The organism is Paenibacillus oralis, assembly GCF_003863965.1.
Taxonomy (GTDB): Bacteria; Bacillota; Bacilli; order Paenibacillales; family Paenibacillaceae; genus Fontibacillus; species Fontibacillus oralis.
In genome coordinates this window covers 426,497-445,647 of sequence record NZ_RRCN01000001.1, presented here as the reverse complement: position 1 = coordinate 445,647, position 19,151 = coordinate 426,497, and the positions used below count along the sequence as shown (strand labels likewise).

General features: G+C 41.6%; 18 protein-coding genes and 1 pseudogene. 18 read left to right on the top strand and 1 reads right to left on the bottom strand.

Going from position 1 to position 19,151, the window contains the following annotated elements:
* Position 1: 1 nt before the first annotated feature.
* The 13 genes and pseudogenes from EHV15_RS02095 to EHV15_RS02025 all read left to right on the top strand — a co-directional run bounded on the left by EHV15_RS02095 (position 2) and on the right by EHV15_RS02025 (position 12,734).
* Positions 2-541 carry an RDD family protein gene (locus EHV15_RS02095; RefSeq protein ID WP_128629818.1) on the top strand — a complete coding sequence of 180 codons (540 nt, stop codon included), beginning with the start codon at positions 2-4 and terminating at the stop codon, positions 539-541.
* 13 nt (positions 542-554) lie between these two features.
* Complete coding sequence (locus EHV15_RS02090; RefSeq protein ID WP_246061258.1) at positions 555-1,151, top strand: RDD family protein; 597 nt, start codon at positions 555-557, stop codon at positions 1,149-1,151.
* A 23-nt stretch (positions 1,152-1,174) separates the two neighbouring features.
* Positions 1,175-1,948, top strand: a complete 774-nt coding sequence (locus EHV15_RS02085) for a DNA and RNA helicase (RefSeq protein WP_128629817.1) — start codon at positions 1,175-1,177, stop codon at positions 1,946-1,948.
* A gap of 58 nt (positions 1,949-2,006) precedes the next feature.
* Entirely contained in the window at positions 2,007-3,608 is a 1,602-nt protein-coding gene (locus EHV15_RS02080) for a type VI secretion system Vgr family protein (protein ID WP_128629816.1), read from the top strand.
* Positions 3,609-3,621: 13 nt separating this feature from the next.
* Positions 3,622-3,819: a hypothetical protein gene (locus tag EHV15_RS02075; protein ID WP_128629815.1), complete on the top strand. Its 198-nt coding sequence runs from the start codon at positions 3,622-3,624 to the stop codon at positions 3,817-3,819.
* 13 nt (positions 3,820-3,832) lie between these two features.
* Positions 3,833-4,474, top strand: a complete 642-nt coding sequence (locus EHV15_RS02070; RefSeq protein ID WP_128629814.1) for a hypothetical protein — start codon at positions 3,833-3,835, stop codon at positions 4,472-4,474.
* The gene (locus tag EHV15_RS02065; protein ID WP_128629813.1) at positions 4,446-4,949 is read left to right on the top strand and encodes an imm11 family protein; all 504 of its coding nucleotides are present in this window, start codon (positions 4,446-4,448) and stop codon (positions 4,947-4,949) included. Before EHV15_RS02070 ends, EHV15_RS02065 begins: the two co-directional genes overlap by 29 nt.
* Before the next feature lie 12 nt (positions 4,950-4,961).
* A complete protein-coding gene (locus tag EHV15_RS02060) occupies positions 4,962-6,095 on the top strand; it encodes a PAAR-like protein (RefSeq protein ID WP_178075724.1) in 1,134 nt (377 codons plus the stop codon).
* Positions 6,096-6,109: 14 nt separating this feature from the next.
* Complete coding sequence (locus EHV15_RS02055) at positions 6,110-8,983, top strand: hypothetical protein (RefSeq protein WP_128629811.1); 2,874 nt, start codon at positions 6,110-6,112, stop codon at positions 8,981-8,983.
* Between the two features lie 27 nt (positions 8,984-9,010).
* The gene (locus EHV15_RS02050; protein WP_128629810.1) at positions 9,011-10,240 is read left to right on the top strand and encodes a PoNi-like cognate immunity protein; all 1,230 of its coding nucleotides are present in this window, start codon (positions 9,011-9,013) and stop codon (positions 10,238-10,240) included.
* A 137-nt stretch (positions 10,241-10,377) separates the two neighbouring features.
* The gene (locus tag EHV15_RS02045; protein WP_246061256.1) at positions 10,378-10,725 is read left to right on the top strand and encodes a polymorphic toxin type 15 domain-containing protein; all 348 of its coding nucleotides are present in this window, start codon (positions 10,378-10,380) and stop codon (positions 10,723-10,725) included.
* An 88-nt stretch (positions 10,726-10,813) separates the two neighbouring features.
* Positions 10,814-11,376: pseudogene (locus EHV15_RS02040) on the top strand (T6SS immunity protein Tdi1 domain-containing protein).
* A gap of 1,052 nt (positions 11,377-12,428) precedes the next feature.
* A complete protein-coding gene (locus EHV15_RS02025; protein WP_128629809.1) occupies positions 12,429-12,734 on the top strand; it encodes a hypothetical protein in 306 nt (101 codons plus the stop codon).
* A gap of 699 nt (positions 12,735-13,433) precedes the next feature.
* Here the strand turns inward: EHV15_RS02025 and EHV15_RS02015 are convergent.
* On the bottom strand, positions 13,434-13,640 hold the full coding sequence (locus tag EHV15_RS02015; protein WP_036619900.1) for a helix-turn-helix domain-containing protein: 207 nt from the start codon (positions 13,638-13,640) through the stop codon (positions 13,434-13,436).
* Between the two features lie 207 nt (positions 13,641-13,847).
* On the opposite strand from EHV15_RS02015, the gene EHV15_RS02010 reads away from it, so the two are divergent.
* The 5 genes from EHV15_RS02010 (at position 13,848) to EHV15_RS01990 (ending at position 19,140) form a co-directional block, all read left to right on the top strand.
* Positions 13,848-14,108: a DUF6809 family protein gene (locus EHV15_RS02010; RefSeq protein ID WP_246061254.1), complete on the top strand. Its 261-nt coding sequence runs from the start codon at positions 13,848-13,850 to the stop codon at positions 14,106-14,108.
* A gap of 284 nt (positions 14,109-14,392) precedes the next feature.
* Complete coding sequence (locus EHV15_RS02005) at positions 14,393-14,923, top strand: pentapeptide repeat-containing protein (RefSeq protein WP_178075722.1); 531 nt, start codon at positions 14,393-14,395, stop codon at positions 14,921-14,923.
* Positions 14,910-15,431 (top strand): hypothetical protein, encoded by a 522-nt coding sequence (locus EHV15_RS02000; protein ID WP_128629807.1) that lies wholly within the window; start codon positions 14,910-14,912, stop codon positions 15,429-15,431. The genes EHV15_RS02005 and EHV15_RS02000 overlap by 14 nt, the downstream gene beginning before the upstream one ends.
* The gene (locus EHV15_RS01995; RefSeq protein WP_128629806.1) at positions 15,424-16,176 is read left to right on the top strand and encodes a PAAR-like protein; all 753 of its coding nucleotides are present in this window, start codon (positions 15,424-15,426) and stop codon (positions 16,174-16,176) included. The genes EHV15_RS02000 and EHV15_RS01995 overlap by 8 nt, the downstream gene beginning before the upstream one ends.
* 15 nt (positions 16,177-16,191) lie before the next feature.
* Positions 16,192-19,140: a YwqJ-related putative deaminase gene (locus EHV15_RS01990; protein WP_128629805.1), complete on the top strand. Its 2,949-nt coding sequence runs from the start codon at positions 16,192-16,194 to the stop codon at positions 19,138-19,140.
* The last annotated feature ends 11 nt before the right edge of the window (positions 19,141-19,151 follow it).

Below are 19,151 nucleotides of genomic sequence, written 5' to 3'. Positions count from 1 at the left end.
GATGTACGCGGGTTTTTGGAAAAGATTTTTTGCGAATCTGCTGGATTCGATCATTGTGTATTTTATTGCCTGGGTAATGATCCTTATTTCTTTGCTGCTATCTATGGTTTTCGGCGTGCTCGGCTACTATGTGTTGGAGAACTGGCCGGGAGTATACCAAATTTATAATGCATCCGGTTATATCATCGGATTACTGATCGCCCCGTTAGCGGTATGGCTCTACTATGCGATTATGGAATCTTCCAAATTGCAAGGCACTCTGGGCAAAATGGCGCTGGGCATCATTGTGGTGAACGAGCGGTATGAACGGGTTTCGTTTTGGCGGGCGAGCGGCAGGTTCTGGAGCAGAATGGTCTCGCTTTTGACGATTTATATCGGTTATATCATGGCCGGATTTACGAAAAAGAAACAGGCGCTGCACGACAAGATTGCCCGGACCTATGTGGTCGATAAGAGGATGCTGGAGATGGCGGAGAACTATAATGCTCAAAATCCTCAGTTTCCAGGGGGCGAAAGCCCCGGAGCATTCGGCGGCGCGTAAGGATCAGACTGTGATGGATGAGGGGAATAAACGGATGTACGCGGGATTTTGGAAGAGGTTTGCTGCTTATCTTTTGGACTTTATCGTTTCGTATTTTCTCGTTTTGGGGGTTGGACTGTTGGGCATGGCCATCCGAAGTATTTTTGGCTGGTGGCCGGCTTCCGACAGCGAGATTTCTCCGTCTGATATAAATCCGGTTAATGTGCTCCTTAGCTTGGGACTCTCTTTTCTGTGGTTTTCCGTTATTAAATGGCTGTACTACGCGATTATGGAGTCTTCCAAACTGCAGGGGACGCTTGGGAAGATGGCTTTGGGCATTGCGGTGGTAGACGGGCAAAACGAGAGAGTTTCGTTCTGGCGGGCCAGCGGGAGATTTTGGGCGCAGTTCTTGTCGATTTTGACGGTGACGGTCGGTTACATGATGGCCGGATTTACGGAAAAGAAGCAAGCACTGCACGACAAGATCGCCAGGACCTATGTCGTCAACAAGAAGGTGCTTGAATACGGTCAGGGGCTAACCGGGCAGGGAAATCCAGCGGCGCACACTCACGCGAATGCCGCCGCATTGTTGGAAGCTTTTGAAGAAGTAAGACAAGCTCGTAACCGATAGAAACCGAAAGGAGGAGGATGCCTTTGTTTACCCATATCGCGCCGAAGTTTGAGAAGGGACGCATTTTGAAGACGGCGATGCTGGAGAATCTGCGGGACTTCCCGCGCGAATTCGCGGATATCTACTACCAGGATTATGCGGACGGCGTCGTGACGGGGGCGGAGGTCAAGGTTGGCCCGGACACGCTGACGATTCACCCTGGTATCGTAAAGCATAGGGGGCGATTATACTCGCTGAGCGAACCGGCCGAGCTTGCGTACCAGACCACCGGGCGGGAGACCGCCGTCAAGGTTCGCTTTCTGGAGGGGAAGGAAGACAGCGACTGGAGTGTGTACCGGAGCGAAATTGTGCTGGACGAGCGGGTGGAAGCGGGGCCGGCAGAGCTGGAGTTGTGCCGGTTCAAGCTCAAGGAAGGCGCCCGGCTGCGCCAGGATTACCAGAACTTCCGGGACCTCACCACGGAATATAACACCGTCAATCTGCTGCATGTTCCTATAGCGGCCTACGGGCAAAGCACGGTCTCTCCGGTTGTGATGCGCATGTTCGGCGACGAACTGCTGCGCCGGGGAAGCGCCGACCCGCAGGATCTCGCGTTTGCCATGATGTGTCTAAACGAAGGCACCCTCCACCGCGGCGTGATCCTGCACTACATCGCAGGCCGCCTTGGCATCGCGTACAAGGACTACGGCAACGCGGACATCCACAAATACCTGGCCCGCATCCTGGACAGCGCCCGCGGCGGCGGCCACCGGATGGGCATAAGCCCGGGCGGCGGGGGAAGGGTGATTGTGGATTAGGGGAAGAGAGTTCCAGTGAGTTTCTATAGCATCTAATTAAGTGAGGAGGTACTTGTTGATGAGAAATGCGACACCAGCACTGGGAGAGGCATCTGAAAAGCAGCTAGTTACCAAACTTATTGTCAAATACGAGGACGAGGAACTGGCCATCGAAAATGTCCAACTAACGATTGACAAAAAGTTAAATGAACATACCTTAGCCAGATTAAAGGGAAGAGTTAAACAGGATAACTTTGATCAGTTTGTTCTAACTACCAATGCTGAAACGAATCTTGTCATAGAATACCAAGTTGGGGAAGATAAGATCCTACTGTTTAATGGCGTTATCGTCAAAATCGAATCCGAAGCGGAAGGTATTGAGCAAAATGCAATTTACTACTTGGAGATAGAAGCCCTCTCCTACACTTATTTACTGGACATCCAGCATAAAAAGCGTTCCTTTCAAGATGTAAATATGACCTATTATCATTTAATCAAAACGGTAATAAAGGAATATCCTCGTTCGGATTGTTTGGATTATGCAACCGAAAAGGAAACCTTAAATAGCATTGTCATGCAATATCAAGAGACGGATTGGCAGTTTATTAAACGAATGGCCTCAAGATTCTATGCGCCCATTATTGCAAACCATACGTCGGACTCGCCCAAATTTACCGTTGGCGTGAGGCCCGAGTCAACAGCTACGAAATTGGAAAACTTAAATTATAAAGTTGTCAAAAATGTGGATACTTTCAGAAATAATGTTCATAATTACCGAATTCATTCAACCGAATCAGATTATATGTTTTACGAGGTTACGACAAAAGGGAACGACACGAAATCCCTAGAGATCGGGGATTCAGTTCTCTATAAAGGAAGAACCTTTTATATCGTATCTGCCCAAGCTATGGTTAAACACCATATCCTTTCGCATACCTACACCTTGTCCGCGTCAAACGGGTTCTTTACGCCTCCTATTTTTAACGAAACGATAGCCGGGTTAACGATTCAGGGAACCGTCATAAAAGTGTCCAGAAATTTATTGAAGGTACGTCTGGATATTGATCCGGAGCAGTCAGCGGAGAAGGCTTATTGGCTGAAATATTCAACATTTTACTCCACATGGTACTGCATGCCCGAGGTAGGTGACCGTGTTAATGTTCATTTTCCCACCAAAGATGAATCCGATGCGATAGTCATAAATTCTATTAAACATGCGTCATCCGGCAGCTTCAAACGATCGAATGACGGAAACAGCACTGCGGCCGCTGGCAGTTCTGGAGGTGGAAGTAGTCAAGCAGGGCTTTCAATACCAAACGCCCAAACACCTACGGCGCAGAAGAAACAAAATTTTGACTTTGAAAATTTATCCCAGAATGAAAAGGTAAAAATGATCGTTACACCAAGCGGAAAAATGATTATTTTGGATGACAACAGCTCCAGCGTCTCTATTGTTTGTAACGATAGCACCTATATTAGATTGGCCGACTCCGGGGACATTTCAATCTTTACAGAATCAGATATCACATTCGAATCCAAAGCCGACATTAACTTTTCTGCAGAAGAAATGATATATATGAAAGCCAAGGAAAGTATTGCCTTCGAATGTGGTGAGAGTTTACTGGAGCTGACTCCTGAGGAAGTAAAAATCAAAGGCACGGATATCAAATTAAATAAGTGAGAAGGTGTTAACAATGCTTGTCACAGGCGCCAAACGTGCAGATGAGATACAAAATATTCTACTGAAAATAGCGGCCTCCGGCCTTTCCGGAGGACTTGTCAACGGATTGACCGTTCACAACGCAAAGCTGACTCAAAGAAAGATAACCGATAAATTGTATATAAAAAATATCCAGGCACAGATTAGCGAGCACTATAAAAGCAAGCAATGAGAAGGTGGATGGGATGAACAAGGCACAGGACTTTGATACTTTTCTCCAGCAAACGGTATTAAAGAAGGCGGATGAACATTACAAACGAGCGATGGAACATTTAATCCAAAATAAACAGCAAGTTATCGACGAGTATGTTGCGGCATTCCAGGATTTATGCTTGGACATAAAGCAAAAACAACGTCTAAACCCGGCCATCAAAGTTTCCTATATCCAATATTCCTTATTATTTAGCCATGTACTGTTGAAGAAGGCACCATACCGGTTAGAGGCCTTTGATGGGGATTATTATTTGGGCAACGTAATCAGCGAAGCTAACTATAATCCCACGTGGCTTTTTGAGCCGCTCCATGCGTTCTATGAGGAGATCCAGAGAGAGGCTAAAAAGTATATTTTAAGAGTCAATCCGATTGAGGTTGAGAGAATTTTCCTCATTGAACTAAAAAAGTATGAAGAAATCGTCAAATTTCTGGCCAAGGAAGCAATAGAAACGCTGGTGGATACGGAAGAATATCAAAGTTTGCCTTATGGAGAGGAAGTCCAGTTCAGGATAGGGGAGTTTAGAGGCACCACGGATATTCTGTTTATCAAAAACGCCAGAAACGACGAGCTATGGAGGTATGTTTGTGGATTATTTTCAAATCAAGCCAGATGATCGGTCAAATAACGCAATCATACCTCAAGTTCCCGACCCCGTCGGGATCTGGAAGTCCGATAAACCGGCTTTTTTTCGGGCTGTGGCCAAAGACGCAAAGTCGACTCTCGATTTTCTTCCTTTGATAGAGAAGCCGATACTGATGGTTTCAGATGCAGTAAAGAGCATCTTTGAAATGTATCAGAGTAAAATGCTGTTCAAACCTTGTGCTATAGGAAGTATAGAGCAGCAAAGAATCGAAGTGTACTGGCTATTACAGCCCAGAATACTGGATTGCTTGGATGAAAGTACGGAGTTTTATCCGGATGGCACACTGAAAGAGATTGTTCTTAACAAGGCGAAGATCGGTTTCAATAAAATCTTTAAAATTGATTCTTTGCGCGGGGAATATTTGATTGTGGATACTGAAGTCCTGGAAAGATTGTTCAGAGAAGGGATTCATGCCTTCAAAATGATACCAGTTAAGTACCGATAGGAGGTGATGATTTTGGCCAAAGAGTATGTCGTTGAAAGCGCGATGATCTCCTGTGAGTACGGAAGCACCCCCATTGAACTAAAAACCCCTGATCATAGACATATTTATGCGGATGAAAAGAAGTTATCCAATATTACAGACATTGACTCCACCTGCATCGGGTGCTTTGGTTCATGCAGCAGCCCCTATCTGGTTAGTTATGATGTACCAACGATGGAGCAGTTTGATATTGACACAGTACAAGAGGCCAGAAAGTTTCTCGGTGACAGCAGTTGTATATCTCAAGTAGTTATTCCCTGGCAAAATCCTAAACCGGATGTCTTCGCAGGGCATTACCAGGCCTTGATAGAGGGATGCTGGACCGTTTGCCAAAAGGGATTTGGCATCATTTCTGTTATAGCCTCGGGGCAATCTGCAGAGTCCAATAACCAGCTGGTTATGCAAAAGCTAAAAGATCTGGAGCAAGCGGTAGAAGCCTATATGAAGGAACACGGCATAAAATCAAAATATAAAGATAAGCTGCTGGAGAGTATTTTGCTCTGGGACGATTATGACCAAGCCTTCTGGGAAAGAACAAGCGATGAACATACGACGGGCTTCTCTGAATATTTAAGGAAGGATAATCCGGCGTTGTTTAACTTCTTTGAAAGAAATATTACGATTCAAGATACAGCTACCGGCAAGGATGTGGACTTGACTTATTTTATGGGGCTGATGAAAGGGTTTGACAAGGATCATACCGATCCATTGGAAGCGATCAGTCCGGAAATAACGAAAAATGAGAGCATGCTTAACGCCTATCTTGATGCGGCCAATTTGAATCAAGTGCACTATGAAGATATCGAGGATAAGTCATTAGTAGAGATTATCGACGGTTACTATGGATTAAGCGGGACACCTAGCGGAAAAACACAGACGAGGTATAGTGATTTTGTTGACTACGTTACACCAATACTGGACGGCCCTTATTTAGGAGATCTGGTCGCTTACGAACAGGCCACGGAGGAAGAAAAGAAGTTTATTCGATTAAACGACATGATTAGCGGGCGGTTGCAGCATGGCGCTGACGAAGAATATGCTTCCGAACTGACGACTTCCTTTCTTGATAAGGTTCGCCAAGGGATGTCGGAAGAGAGAAGCAGGTAAAGGGGGGAGGATTCATGGCAGAAACGTGGGGATACGACAACATTATATTGGAAGGCATCGACGGCGCTGCATATATCGAACAATTGACGATCGATCAGAAAATGAATGACCATGCAATGGTGAACTTGATGGTTGTTATGGACGAGGACAAGGTTCAAGGCTTCTTGACCGCCAATTTATGCAATCGAAAGTTTGTTTTAAGAGATCGGCATAACGAGCGCCGCGTTTTATTTAATGGAATCATTAAAAATAGTGAAGTTGAACAGATTAATGGCGTCTATACTGCAAAAATAGAAGGAACTTCGCATACATACAACTTGGATATTGAGCGGCTACGGCGTTCTTTTCAAAACGAGAATGTGACTTATAAAGAGCTTTTTGAGCAGGTTTTACAGGGTTACGCACATTCGGATTTTATTTGTTCGGATACACTGAGGAAAGAGCCAATCAAGCGATTCATTCTCCAATACGATGAGACGGATTGGGAGTTTATCAAACGGGTAGTATCCCGTGCAAACAAAGGGTTAATTGCAGACGTTAGGCTGGAGGGGGCTAAATTTTACATCGGGTTGCCTGAAGGACGAGAAGAGATTGAAATTCCTAAAGCCTCCTATCGGGTGAGCCGCGATTTAGCATGGATACAGAGAGTGATGAGGAATCGCTCGATTGCCCAAATCGATGGACAGGACAGTCTGCAATATGAGTTGAGGAATCTGTTTGCCAGCTACGAGCTTGGCGATCGGGTACGCTTTCGAGACCGTACGCTGTATGTGGTCGGAAAGTATAGTTACTTGGACAAACGCGACGGCATTCTCCGGCATCACTATACCTTGAAGACACTTCGAGGAAGTCAGCAGGAGAAGCTGGTCATTGAGAGATTGAAAGGGAATTCGATAGCTGGAACGGTAATCGACGTCAAAAGCCACTTCACTAAACTGCATCTGCATATCGACAAGGAACAGGATGTTGGGACGGCAATGTGGTTTCCCCAACCTACGTATTTTACAGGGGGAGAGGGAAAAGGGTATGGAACCATGCCCGAGAGAGGGGAAGTACTCTATCTGCATTTCCCGATGAATTATGAGGAAGCAAATTATGTAATCAGTTCGGACGGTAATGATTACGACGCGATTTCCAGCCGTATCCAGGCATCCACAGTGAATCCAGAACCGTCCAAGCCAGGCAAAAAGGCTCAAGCAAATGCGGGTATGGCGAATATGACATCCGCATCCGCCAAAACCCGAAATCCCGCAAAGGCGATGACGGAGGAAACCATTACTCGAAGCAAGCAATGGTTTTCACCGGGAAACAAATCACTATTGCTGGACGATCATCAGGTAAAGCTGCATGCGACCGGCGGGGCAGCGCAAATTACGCTATTGGAGGGTAGCGGCATTTTGGTCACAGGCAAAGGGAGTTTGGATCTGACGGCCAAGAACATCCGAATCAACCCGGATTTCGTCGGGGCAGAGGAGACAATTCCGAGCGAAGGGGTGAATGTGAACTTATCGGCCGGCAAAACAGTGGCGCTCCTGTGTGAGGGCAGCACCCTGATGATGAGCGAAGCGGACCAAAGCATTGATGTAGTGTCCGATAAGATCACGCTGGAGAGTCCCGAAAATCCAAAGGATATCCAGGTTATGTCCCAGGACGCCGTAGCAGCCCTGCTAGCCGAATACGAGGAAACACGGCTGCGTACGCAACCTGTGTTCAAGTCGGACGGAACCCGAATTACGGCAGATGATAGGGATTTGTTGTTCAATTACTTTTTGAAGTACGTGTTACATGTAGAAGGTACACCAACTCTTGATGAAGTTCGAGAGAGAAACATCAAGTACACGGAATGGCGGCAGAAGAACTATGGAATGAGCACGATGGAGAAAAACCTGGATTATACCAAGAAAAGCTTGAAGTTCGTCATAGAAGGAAACTATTCAGACGAAGGTCCTACAGGGTTGGGCATTGGAGCCAACGTGCTTTTAGGTATTTTCGGATTGGATGTTTTGGCAGACGGGAGAGACCTTTTCCATAACTTCACACACTGGGAATGGAGCTGGGGGCATACCGGGGAAACGCTTCTGAACTCCATCGCGCTAGTTCCGTTTGTTGGAGTAGTCAAAAACCTGAAGTATTCTGACGAAGTAATGGAAATGGCAAAACAAGCTGACAATATTGACGATCTGGTGAAGGGAATCAATAATACCAAAGCATTTAAGGATGCGGCAGGCAATGCGGTTGAGATTAAGAAGCTTGCTGACGGAACATATGAACTGCTCGCTGCCAACGGTCAGGTACTTAAAAAGATTGATGATATGCCTAGATTTCTTGATGAGATGGGTATTAAAATAGGGAAGGGGCCGGAAGCTCCTTCGGGAACGGGCGATGGCAGTAAAAAAATAAATGTAGACGACTTTAATGCGGAGAAAGCTACGACCAAACAAAAAGGTAATTTTGGTGAAATAAAATCTAATGATAATTTATTAAATAATCAAAGTATAAAAGATGCTGGATATGACTTGAAAACAATAGGCAGGGATGCACCATCAAGCATAGATGATAAAATAATAAAAGGGATTGATGGACTATACGAAAATGTAAATCCAAATTCGAAAATAAAATATGTTATTGATGAATCTAAATTTGGTAGTTCACAATTAGGAAAAACCAAAGATGGATTACAAATGTCAAATGATTGGTTGAAAGGTACTATATCTGGGAATAATAGAATATTGAAAGCTGTTGATGGAGATGAACAATTAGCAAATAAGATTATTAAAGCTTTAAGTAAAGGCGAAGTTGAAAGAGTCCTATCAAAAATTGATAGTAGTGGGAGTGTAACAACATATAGGATAGATGTAAATGGCAATATAATTGGAACATGGCCTTAATTTAGAGATAAGGAGGAATTATATATAATGCGAGATCACTTATGTATAGAAGAAAAATGTAGAAAAGGAATTGAATATAATAAAGAGTTTATTGAAGAAAATAGAGAGGATATTAAAAATTTGGAGGAAGATAATAAAAACGGCATCCAAAGATATCCTAATGATAATAAAAGTATCATAGAAGAAACCTACCAAACAAATTTTTTATATGAAATGAAGAACATTAGGGCAAAATACTCTATAGGAGAAAATATTAGTACTATAGAAGAAGATTTTCACAACGCGATCACTGACTTGGAGAATATAGGAAATAAGGAAGTTGGATATTTAAATCTACTTTGGATGATATCTCTAGGGATTTTACTAGAAACTGATAAAGAGAATATTGTAAGATTATCCAAGTTGGTTGAGAAAGAAAATGTTAAAGATTTTGTGATTGATTATTTATTATATGCTTGTGATATTGGTTGGCCCCAAATTACCGATGTTTATTTTAAAGAAAATCCATACTCAGCTACAAGAGAAATCATAGAACTTACGCAAAAAGATAAGAGAGAAGCGTCTAGAAGAATGCAATCGTATATGGAGAAAGAATGGTTTAAAGGACACTATGATTATGAATGGAAAAATGCGCATAAGGAACATGGGTATGTAGGGTTTTGGAGCTTTGAGACAGCTGCACTAGCAAAAATATTAGAACTTGATGATAATAGCTTATCAGAAGATAATCATTATCCCTATGAATTAGCACATTACAAGAATTCAGTGAAATTCAATCAAATCTCCAGAAGTAAATATAACTATGATAATGACGTTGAAGAAATAGATAACGGAAAAGAAGGAATTGAAAACAATCCTTTATTAGAAAAGATTATTCCAATAAAGTGGCATTTATTTGTAAATAAATTGATAAATGATTATGACGTTCTAGATGATAGTGATTTTTATGAAAAATACAAAAAAATTATCGGATTAGATAGAGTATGGTTTTTATTACAGGATTACATGAAAGAAAATGAGCAAAAAAATCTTTTGGGAAGTTTAATTGTTTTTGCGTTGACCGAAAAAGGATATATTTTGCAGTTGGATTATAAGGAAGATGTGGAAGAATACTATTCCAATATGAAAAACTACTGGAATCATTTAAAAACAAAGTTAGTTCAATTTATATTAAATAGTGACCAGAATTATTATGCAATAGTACCAGTAGATACAAAAATTGAAAAGATGTATGAAGTTACTATTAAAGAAGTATAGTAAATTTATGAAATCAGTAAAACTTTTTCCGTTACAGTTCACAGGTCAATTATGGTCAGATACTACCGTGATTGACCTGTTTTTTGTCATCTTCGTATAGGCGATATTGGATGGTTAGAATCGCGAGCCATAGCTAATTGAAGGGTCAAAAAACTGAAATAAACCAGCTAACTGTCTATGATTATTTAAAAAACAGTGAACGATATATTGCAGAGGGGAGAGCAATAGAAGGAAATGCTGCACAGCAAGCAGCTAGAGAAGAAGCGTTAGCTCAAAAAATTAATGAGTTACAAAAACAAGGACTTACATTAAAAGAAGCTAAAGAGAAAGCTTCTGCATGGATTAAGAATAAAGCAATATTGCATAATCCTGACCAAATTGCAGGCGGTAATCCACTAAATGTTGGTGGTTTAGGGGATTCTCCGATAAATTCATCAATTGGACGCAGTGGAAATATAGAATTGATATTGTTGATGAGAAAATAAGAGACTTAGTTAAAAATATGACGGAAGAAGAGCGGAAATCAACCTATCTTAATGTTAATTTAACACAATAGAAGGAAGTGGTTTAGTTATGACAAATCATATATTCCATGATTTTAGATTTACCTCTGAAGTTCCAAAGGAACTAATTGAAAAGTATACTGCTATTCTTCCATCACAAATCATTAGAATTTGGAATGAATATGGGTTCGGCAGTGTTATAAATGGTTATCTAAGAATAATTAATCCAGAGATGTATCGCGGTTTGCTGACAGAAACTTATCTGAGGAACAATGAAAACTGTACACCTTTATTCACGACTGCTATGGGAGACGTTCTCTTTTTTGAAAATAATGGTGAAAATGACCAGTATATAATCCAGATAAACTATAGAAAAGGAGCAACTAAAGTCGTGGCTTCAGGGGTCGATTTATTTTTTAAATTCCTAGAGGAAGTTCCCTTTAGGGAGAAGGCTTTAAGTTGGTCACCTTATTTAGAGGCGGTGGATAAATTTGGTGAACCCTCTACGATGAATGTTTTGGATACGTCCCTCTTCTAGGATTAGGCGGATCTGAAAAAGTAGAAAACCTGAAAAAGGTCAAACTTATTGAACATATTTATTTAATCACACATTTTATGGGGCCGGTTGAGTAAGAGTCAACAGTAATATGCCGAAATAACTGTGCACCGATATTATAAAACAGGTCTATTATGGTCAGGTATCACCATGATTGACCTGTTTTTTGTTATTGTTTTCTCACAGTTTTTCAATTCAATGCAACTTTGCGAATAGATGCCTCTATGGATATAGTGCTGAGAGCATCGCAAATCCGCAGGAAGCCCTTGAGGAACGAAGACGGCTTTACGACACAGCAAAATGATGACTTACTATATCGATTATTCCGTGGACTTATTATCCTCAACTGAAACAACAATATGCTGATTTACGAAGATGTTTTCCAGAGTATAATTTTTCTGCAACGTATGGAGGGAAGAAATTAATGTCAATTGGATTGTTTAGATATAATGGTGATATCAATGATCGCGATTCAGAACTTACTCTAAGTGAGAACATTTCATCTCAAAAGTTTTTATGAGAAATATTGGGAGAAAGCCATACATGACTTAGGAATAAAATATATACAGGAGGGAGCTGAATTTGATAGATCAAAATTAGACGATGTTTTAGTAGAACTGGATTTATTAAGGAACTGGGCTATACAAAATTTAAATGGGACGGATTTAGAATATATGAAGGGAAGAATAGAGAATTTGCAAAAAGTCATACCAGATGCATTCATTAGTGATGATACGATCTTGTATATATTTTAGAATTTCGATAGAACTTAGACAGGCAGTAACTTGATCAACAAAAATGGGTGGTAAATTGTTGCAAAACAATTATCACCTTCTTTCTTAGCAAGGTAATATAATGGTGGTAATTTAAAAATATATTCCAAAATATAAAAATAGAATATGATGGGCAATCAATTTACCGCGTAACAGAAAAAACTGATAATAAATATCTGAAAAAAGGTTATGGAGTTTATCTTGATGCGTTACATAAAGACCACTTAGAAGTCATAGATAAGACTGGTAAAGTAAATACGTACTAAATTTAGATGGAACTTTAAATCTTGATAAAACACAGAAAGCTCTAGGACGTAATGTTAAAGGGTGGAAATAAAAAAACTGAGGTGATTTAGATGGAAAAAAGATTACGTGAAGTATTGAATATACTAGAGAAACTTAACTCAAACACCGATATAGTAACGAAGGAAGACATAGATGAACAACATGAAAATATGGATGATTTTGGGGATTTAACTGATGAATTAGACCAACTATTAAGTAGCTTCAATACTGTAAATCTTAATGATGGTAATAAAGTAGAGGAATTATTATTCGAAATTCATAGAATTATGACGACTTTTGAATGGAATTTTTCGGAGATTAGTGAATTAAATAGAAAATTATTAAAAGGGTATAAAGACAAAATCAAAAACCAATAGTCATTAAAGCCTTATAGGAGATTTTCTATAAAGACGGAGTTTGTGAAATACTTCATATCATGAGGTTAGTGGGCTAATACAGCAATCTCACTTCATTTAAAAATTTATAGCTAGGGTGCTCGAATAGAACTTATAAAGGCTTATTCCGTCTTGAACCCAAAGAAGGAATGAGCCTTTATTAAAAGGTTTGAGTTTGATTGAGTAGGAATCATCAATCATCCATGAATCCTGTAAAGGAGCCATTCAGAAGCTAGGGCTAATACATTGGGCGTTTGTTGTCCTGTATAACATCTCATCCGGAAGGCTTAGTAGTAGCTTGTATGGCTACACTGATTCCATCCCCCACGCTATTCTGAATGTCATGGTACAGAATGACTATAATGAGCAGGAAGCTGGGCGGCAATATCTATTATGGAGGAGGTTTAGAGTCCTGCAAGAGTTAAACGCCCCCCGCCGACACAGAAGGGAGGGCGAATCCATGGAACGACTATCATTAGATACAGCCTTAACTCTGATGCAGCAGGGGATAGGCTTATTCCAATAAACTAATAGGAATAAGCCCTTTTTTTATGCCTAAGGACGATTCGGCTTAACCATAACTTAATAACATATGAGTTCCTTTTCGGAAATTTGTTGGTTTAAAATGGGCTGACGCTTCCGTTACCTTTCCTGATTACTTTAGCCTACAGCTATATTTGTTTAGTTGTCTTCCATTACAAGAAGTTCATGCAAGCTGATGTTGAGTGTTTTGCAAATCTGTTCCAGGGTGTCAAAATAGGCGGCATTGACTTTATCGGAGCAGAGATGACTAACCGTGCTTGGTCGGATATTCATTCTGCGGGCGAGTTCTCGCTGACTCATTCCCCGTTCTTCTAGAATTTCTTTTAAACGAAGCCGGATTGGCATTGATTAATTTCCCCCATAACGTTTTTTCGTTTCAAGTATTAATACTTTCTTCATGATATCATGAAAATCCTCTTGAGTGTAACGGTGTACCGTGATACAATAAAAATATGATACGTAATGCCGTTACACCACATAATAAATCAACTACTTATTGCGTAATTCTCTCCTTCAAGTAACACCAAAATCCCCCCTGAAAGGAAGATGGAAATGAAAAGCATGCTGGAAGCATTATATTGTGGCGAAATTCGCCCGGAAGAGAAGATCGTCCCGAGAGCTCCCGAGTTCCGTAGAATTAGAAGAGAGATATCCGAAGCCAAAGGAATGTGGAAAGGGAAACTGTCTACCGATGATTTCAACCAGCTTGAAACGCTGCTCGATTTGCACAGACAGACCGAGTCGATGCAGGCCGACTTTCATAAATGGGTTTCAACTTGGGGCGTTAATGATGATGGAAGTGTACGGAGCTAAGGAAGAACTTCTTTATGGTTTATGATAATTAATCGGTAACACAAAATTGAAAATATGTGGTTAGCGAAAAGCTTGTTTCTACTTTGTTTTAATAGGAACAGGCTTTTTTCGTTGCGATATAAAGCTATCAAGCGGTGCAGTTCGTTTCTTTTCAAAATGTGGTGAAAGGAAAGCAGTTTGATATCCGTGTAGGCGAGTATCGTGATCCTAACATCTCTGAATCGGTGTATCGGTTGAACAAAATCATGAGGTCATCAATCACTTGTAAAGGATGGCTGGAAAATTTGCTGGAGCATCAATATGTTCATGAGCATATTGCAAAGGTCGATCTCTCCCAAGGAAATTATCAAGGGATTAATTTAAACTATGCGCGATTTGAGGATGTTGATTTCACCGCCAGTAATATGCGGAACAGCTATTTGCTAGGGACGAAATTTGAGCGATGTTCATGCGATCATGCCGATTTTCGGCACAGTGTATTAATCGATGCGGATTTTCGAAATTGTAGTCTGGAAAATGCAAGGTTTGATCATATTCTTGCGAGCCGTGATCTTATGAATGAGCAGCATGCAGTTGTATTTGGTGTGCGGGGAATGTTGTTCCAGCAGGCCAACCTCACCCATGCCAGCTTTCGTAACGCACAGATAGCTGGAGATTTTAGAGGTGCGATTTTAAATGGGGCGGATTTCTCCGGGGCGGATCTGTCGGGAAGCTGTATGTTTAAGCGTGATATGAACTTAGTCTCCTTAAATGAATCTCAACGCCAGAGCATTCGTTGGGTAGAAGAGGAGGAGCATGGCCATGGAGTATTTTAGTTTAGAGCACGATCAACGCCTTGAAGCGATAGGCAGCAGTATCACCTTTCCGGAACAGTTGGTTCAGGGGTTCGAGCATGCCGAGGACTTTCAGACGGTATTCGTGAAGCCCGGAAGAAAACAAGGATATAGCTGCATTATCGAGCATCCCGTATTTCTTGTCTCCATTGAAATTCAACAAATATTTACCGGGTTTGCACCAAATATGAAATCCAAGACCGTTCATGTCATAAATCCAAATATTTCCTCCCAGGACACCTATTACATGTTGGATATTCCTGAAATCGATTGTATTTCATCAACGCATGCCACGATTGAAAAAGGATTTGTGAAGAAACTGGTGATCCGTGAGGAACCGATAGAGGATCAGCCGATGTTTAAAATTAAAAGCCTGATACGGCCTTCCCTGGTTGTGCGTCTGGATGTAGCCGAAGCGTTGCTTCGAACTAGTTTATATGGATTAAAGATACAACGAATTTTAACGGAAGCGGGTGTAGAACATGAGTGAAGGAAGTGGCGTGGCGAATACGGGGATATACGGGACGATGTTGAAAAAATCTACAGTGGATGAATTGAAGACCGATTGGCGGCAAAGAGAAACTTACATTACGCGCGGAGCTTTTATGTATTGTACGATGGGAACTCATGAGGATGTGTTAAATCAGCCTAAAGTCAATGGTATGTTTGTGAATAAGAATCCGATTATGACGGTGAGTGATTGTAAAGTATCCACCAGTATAGCTCAGGTGGCAAGTTATCTCGGTGTTGACGGTTTTGAGCAACCGGGGACTGTGATCGATGGGAATATCCACTCATTTGGCTTTTGCAGGGCTGATCAGCACCCGTCCAAAGTATATGAAACGACTCTTAAACCGAAAGACATGCACCGAGAATTCGCCTTTGATTTTGATCCGGATCAGCCGCCATCGGCTGCAAATCCCGATAAGAGTAAGAAGATATACCCATGTGTCCCTAAGTTTATTTCCAGCTCCGCAAATCCTCTTAAAGGTAGTGCGTTGGCTCAATCGTTAATGGGAGGCGAAAGGGCGGAGGCTGCGAAAAACGCTATTATGGAATACTTTGGGGGACCTCGCTGGCAAAAAGGGAGTGAGACGTTGTTTATTAACGGGGTGCCCGCGCTAACGAGTAAATCCTGTTTGACCTGTGCTTACGGGGGGGATATCGGTTTTCTGACGAACGGGATGGACATGCCGCCCTTTGAATTTGTAGAGCACAATTTAAAGCAGGAATAGGGATGGTGAGTAAAAATGGGGGGAGATTGGTATCAAGGCGACGGCTTCCAATTGCTATGGCCCTATGATCATCAAGGCATTCAGCGGTTAAAGATCGTACATCAATTCAATGATCATGCACGTTGTCATTTTACCGTTAGGATGACGGAAGAGCAAGCACATGCGTGTTTATTTCAAGGAAGTTTACAAGATGCGATTTTAATCCAAAAGTTAAATGAAGCCGGTAAAGAGTATTGGTTTGCCGGAGGAATCTATCAGTTGGAGATGGTCGTTGAGGACGGGATTTATTTTGTTGTCGTGGAAGGAATATCTCGTTCCTATGAGCTTGATATTCATCCCGAAAGCCGTTCTTTTCAAAATAAGGGTGCTACTTATACCCATGTCATTAAGCAGTTGGTGCAAGGGCATCCCAAAGGGGATGCGCAAAATGAAGCTACGGAGCCTGGCGCAACCATTGGTGAATTGATCGTCCAGTATCAAGAGACGAATTGGCAGTTCATGAAGCGGCTGGCCTCCCGAGTTGGAACGGTTATTCTTCCGGATCTGGTCATGGATGCGCCCAGAATTTATTTTGGTGTTCCTGATTTTTCGTGGGGCAAGGATATGAAGGCTTATAGCTATACCATGATGCAGGATATGGGAAGTTATTTGAGTTATCTAGCGCAAGCCGCCGGTAATGAATCACTCCGTTTGCTAGAGGCCGATTGTATTCAATACCAGGTGAAATCTAAGTACTACTACCAAGTTGGAGAGAACGTCGGCTTTAAGCGGCAGATTTGGGTGATCTATGGATCGATGATCACATATGACCAAGGAAGTATTCAATATGAATACGTATTGGTGCAAAGAAAAGCTATACGTCGAAAGTCCAAGGTGAATCAGGCGATTCAGGGCGAAGCTTTGGAAGGAAAAGTCGTCAGCCGGGCGAATAACATGGTAAAGGTCCATCTGGATATCGATGAGCAGCATGATAAAGCAGGTAGTTGGTGGTTTCCGTATTCTGCGGAAGGGAACAACATCTTTCATAGCTTACCCGATGAGGGGGCAAAGGTAAAAGTCTATTTTCCCAGCGGCATTGAGAAGCAGGCGATTGCCGTCAACTCGGCACGCGGATCCAGTGAAGAGATGGTATCGCGGACAGTGTTCCAGAAACCAACGACCAAAGTGTTTCACATTCCGGGAAACACCAAGATGGAGCTGGGCGAAGATGGCGTACTCTTCAAGAAGGATACGGTGAAAATCAACTTGGAAGGCGGAAATATTCAGGTTGAGGCTAACGAGGATTTACTTGTAACCGTGGGTAACGAACTGAAATTGATCAGTCAAAAGGAGGAATCAGAAGAGGGGGATAGTAATAAGAGCAAATCGTCAGCCATGCTCCCAAGATCCATAAAGTTTACGGCGAAGAATATGATTGCGATGCAAATACTAATGGATCAATATATACTCATCACGAATAGTTTCGTATCCATACGCAGCAAGAAGATCGATTTTAACAAAGTCGATATCCCGTTTGTGGATATGCTTACAGAAGATGAACTAAAGGAATTGTATTTAGATGAGTTAAAAAATGATAAAGATATGCTTTTAAGAATATATAATGAAAATTGGAGTGAATCAGATACCGTAAGTGCAAAAGAGATTCAGGCTGTGATAAAGGCAAAAGCATATGAAGATCCAAATGCCATCCAGAACGCAAAAGCTTGGCTCGGAAAAAAAGACCAAAATGAATTGCAAGCGAAATACCTAAGTCGAGGAAAGCAGGATAGCGAGGCGAAATCAGAAGAAAAAAGTGAAGAAGAACTAACTATAATCAAAAATAATTATGTTACAAGGTATAATCAAACCAATAAGCTCATGAGCGCTTCCTATCATGTGCAGAAAGCCGAAACCGATGAGGAACGCACAGAAGCTTATAACCAGTACACACAGGTTTTTGAGGAAATGCAAAAATCCGGACTTTTTGCGAATGATGCGGAAGGAAAGGGTGAGCTTAGTAAATACTTTAGCAAAAACGTGCCCGAAATGTTATATTATTCGCGATTCAATTTTGAACGAATCGTCATTTCAGGTCAATATGGATCCGTGCTCATGGGAGTTTTTTTTGTGGCAACGGGGATTATTGCTATTGTCGCTTCCGCCCCATCCGCAGGAAATTCCGTTCTTCTATGGTCTCTTATGGTTGGAGACGTAGTATGGTCCGCGGGACAAATGTATGTTAGCTTGGAGAAACTGGATGATCTGGGGAAAGGGTATGCTAATACCGAACCTGAGATTTTTGGACTAAACCAATCCGACCTTGATAATCTCGGCCTGTTATTAACCGCAGTAAATCTATCTATTCTTGCCAAGCATGGCGTGACGAAGACGCTGGATGCAGCAACGGATGCGAATCGGATTAAGTTGCTGGATGATATAGCAAAAAGAGAAGGATGGGATAATTTAGGTAAGAATTTTGCTGAGAATTTAAAACGTCTTGGGAATAGGGGGGTGGGTGAGCCTCCCCTAACAAACGGTAACTTTACACCCGAAGAAATTATAAATTTGAAAAATCATGTTATAGAAGAGGCACAAATGTTAAAGGATGTTGGGCTAACAAATACACAATTAGGTCCAGCGGTTGCAGGTGTATACGATAGAACAACAGGAAGATATTTTACAGCTATAAATGACTTAGACGGAGATATACCTAAAGAGTTACATCCACTTTTAGAACCGAGAATTAAGAATATGCCAAAAGAAGTTCATGATTCATATGAAAGAACGCGGGGGGCAGGATCTCACGCAGAAGTGTATGCAGTTAATAAGGCCTTATTAGCTAATCCAGATGTTGATATCAATGACCTGCTGGTGTATGTTATAAAGCCAGGAGGTAAAACAAAACCTGTAACTGATATACCTTTTCATACATGCCCACATTGTAATTATATTCTGTCTGGCTTTAATGTTCTTTCTGATTTTTAGTATCTTATTCA

Bases quoted from the DNA above. Each gene is read 5' to 3' on its own strand.
- EHV15_RS02070 (WP_128629814.1), top strand. From the start codon at position 3,833: ATGAACAAGGCACAGGACTTTGATACTTTTCTCCAGCAAACGGTATTA.
- EHV15_RS02010 (WP_246061254.1), top strand. From the start codon at position 13,848: ATGAAAAGCATGCTGGAAGCATTATATTGTGGCGAAATTCGCCCGGAA.
- EHV15_RS02050 (WP_128629810.1), top strand. From the start codon at position 9,011: ATGCGAGATCACTTATGTATAGAAGAAAAATGTAGAAAAGGAATTGAA.
- EHV15_RS02025 (WP_128629809.1), top strand. From the start codon at position 12,429: ATGGAAAAAAGATTACGTGAAGTATTGAATATACTAGAGAAACTTAAC.
- EHV15_RS01990 (WP_128629805.1), top strand. From the start codon at position 16,192: ATGGGGGGAGATTGGTATCAAGGCGACGGCTTCCAATTGCTATGGCCC.
- EHV15_RS02095 (WP_128629818.1), top strand. From the start codon at position 2: ATGTACGCGGGTTTTTGGAAAAGATTTTTTGCGAATCTGCTGGATTCG.
- EHV15_RS02055 (WP_128629811.1), top strand. From the start codon at position 6,110: ATGGCAGAAACGTGGGGATACGACAACATTATATTGGAAGGCATCGAC.
- EHV15_RS02080 (WP_128629816.1), top strand. From the start codon at position 2,007: ATGAGAAATGCGACACCAGCACTGGGAGAGGCATCTGAAAAGCAGCTA.
- EHV15_RS02000 (WP_128629807.1), top strand. From the start codon at position 14,910: ATGGAGTATTTTAGTTTAGAGCACGATCAACGCCTTGAAGCGATAGGC.
- EHV15_RS02090 (WP_246061258.1), top strand. From the start codon at position 555: ATGGATGAGGGGAATAAACGGATGTACGCGGGATTTTGGAAGAGGTTT.
- EHV15_RS01995 (WP_128629806.1), top strand. From the start codon at position 15,424: ATGAGTGAAGGAAGTGGCGTGGCGAATACGGGGATATACGGGACGATG.
- EHV15_RS02075 (WP_128629815.1), top strand. From the start codon at position 3,622: ATGCTTGTCACAGGCGCCAAACGTGCAGATGAGATACAAAATATTCTA.
- EHV15_RS02015 (WP_036619900.1), bottom strand. From the start codon at position 13,640: ATGCCAATCCGGCTTCGTTTAAAAGAAATTCTAGAAGAACGGGGAATG.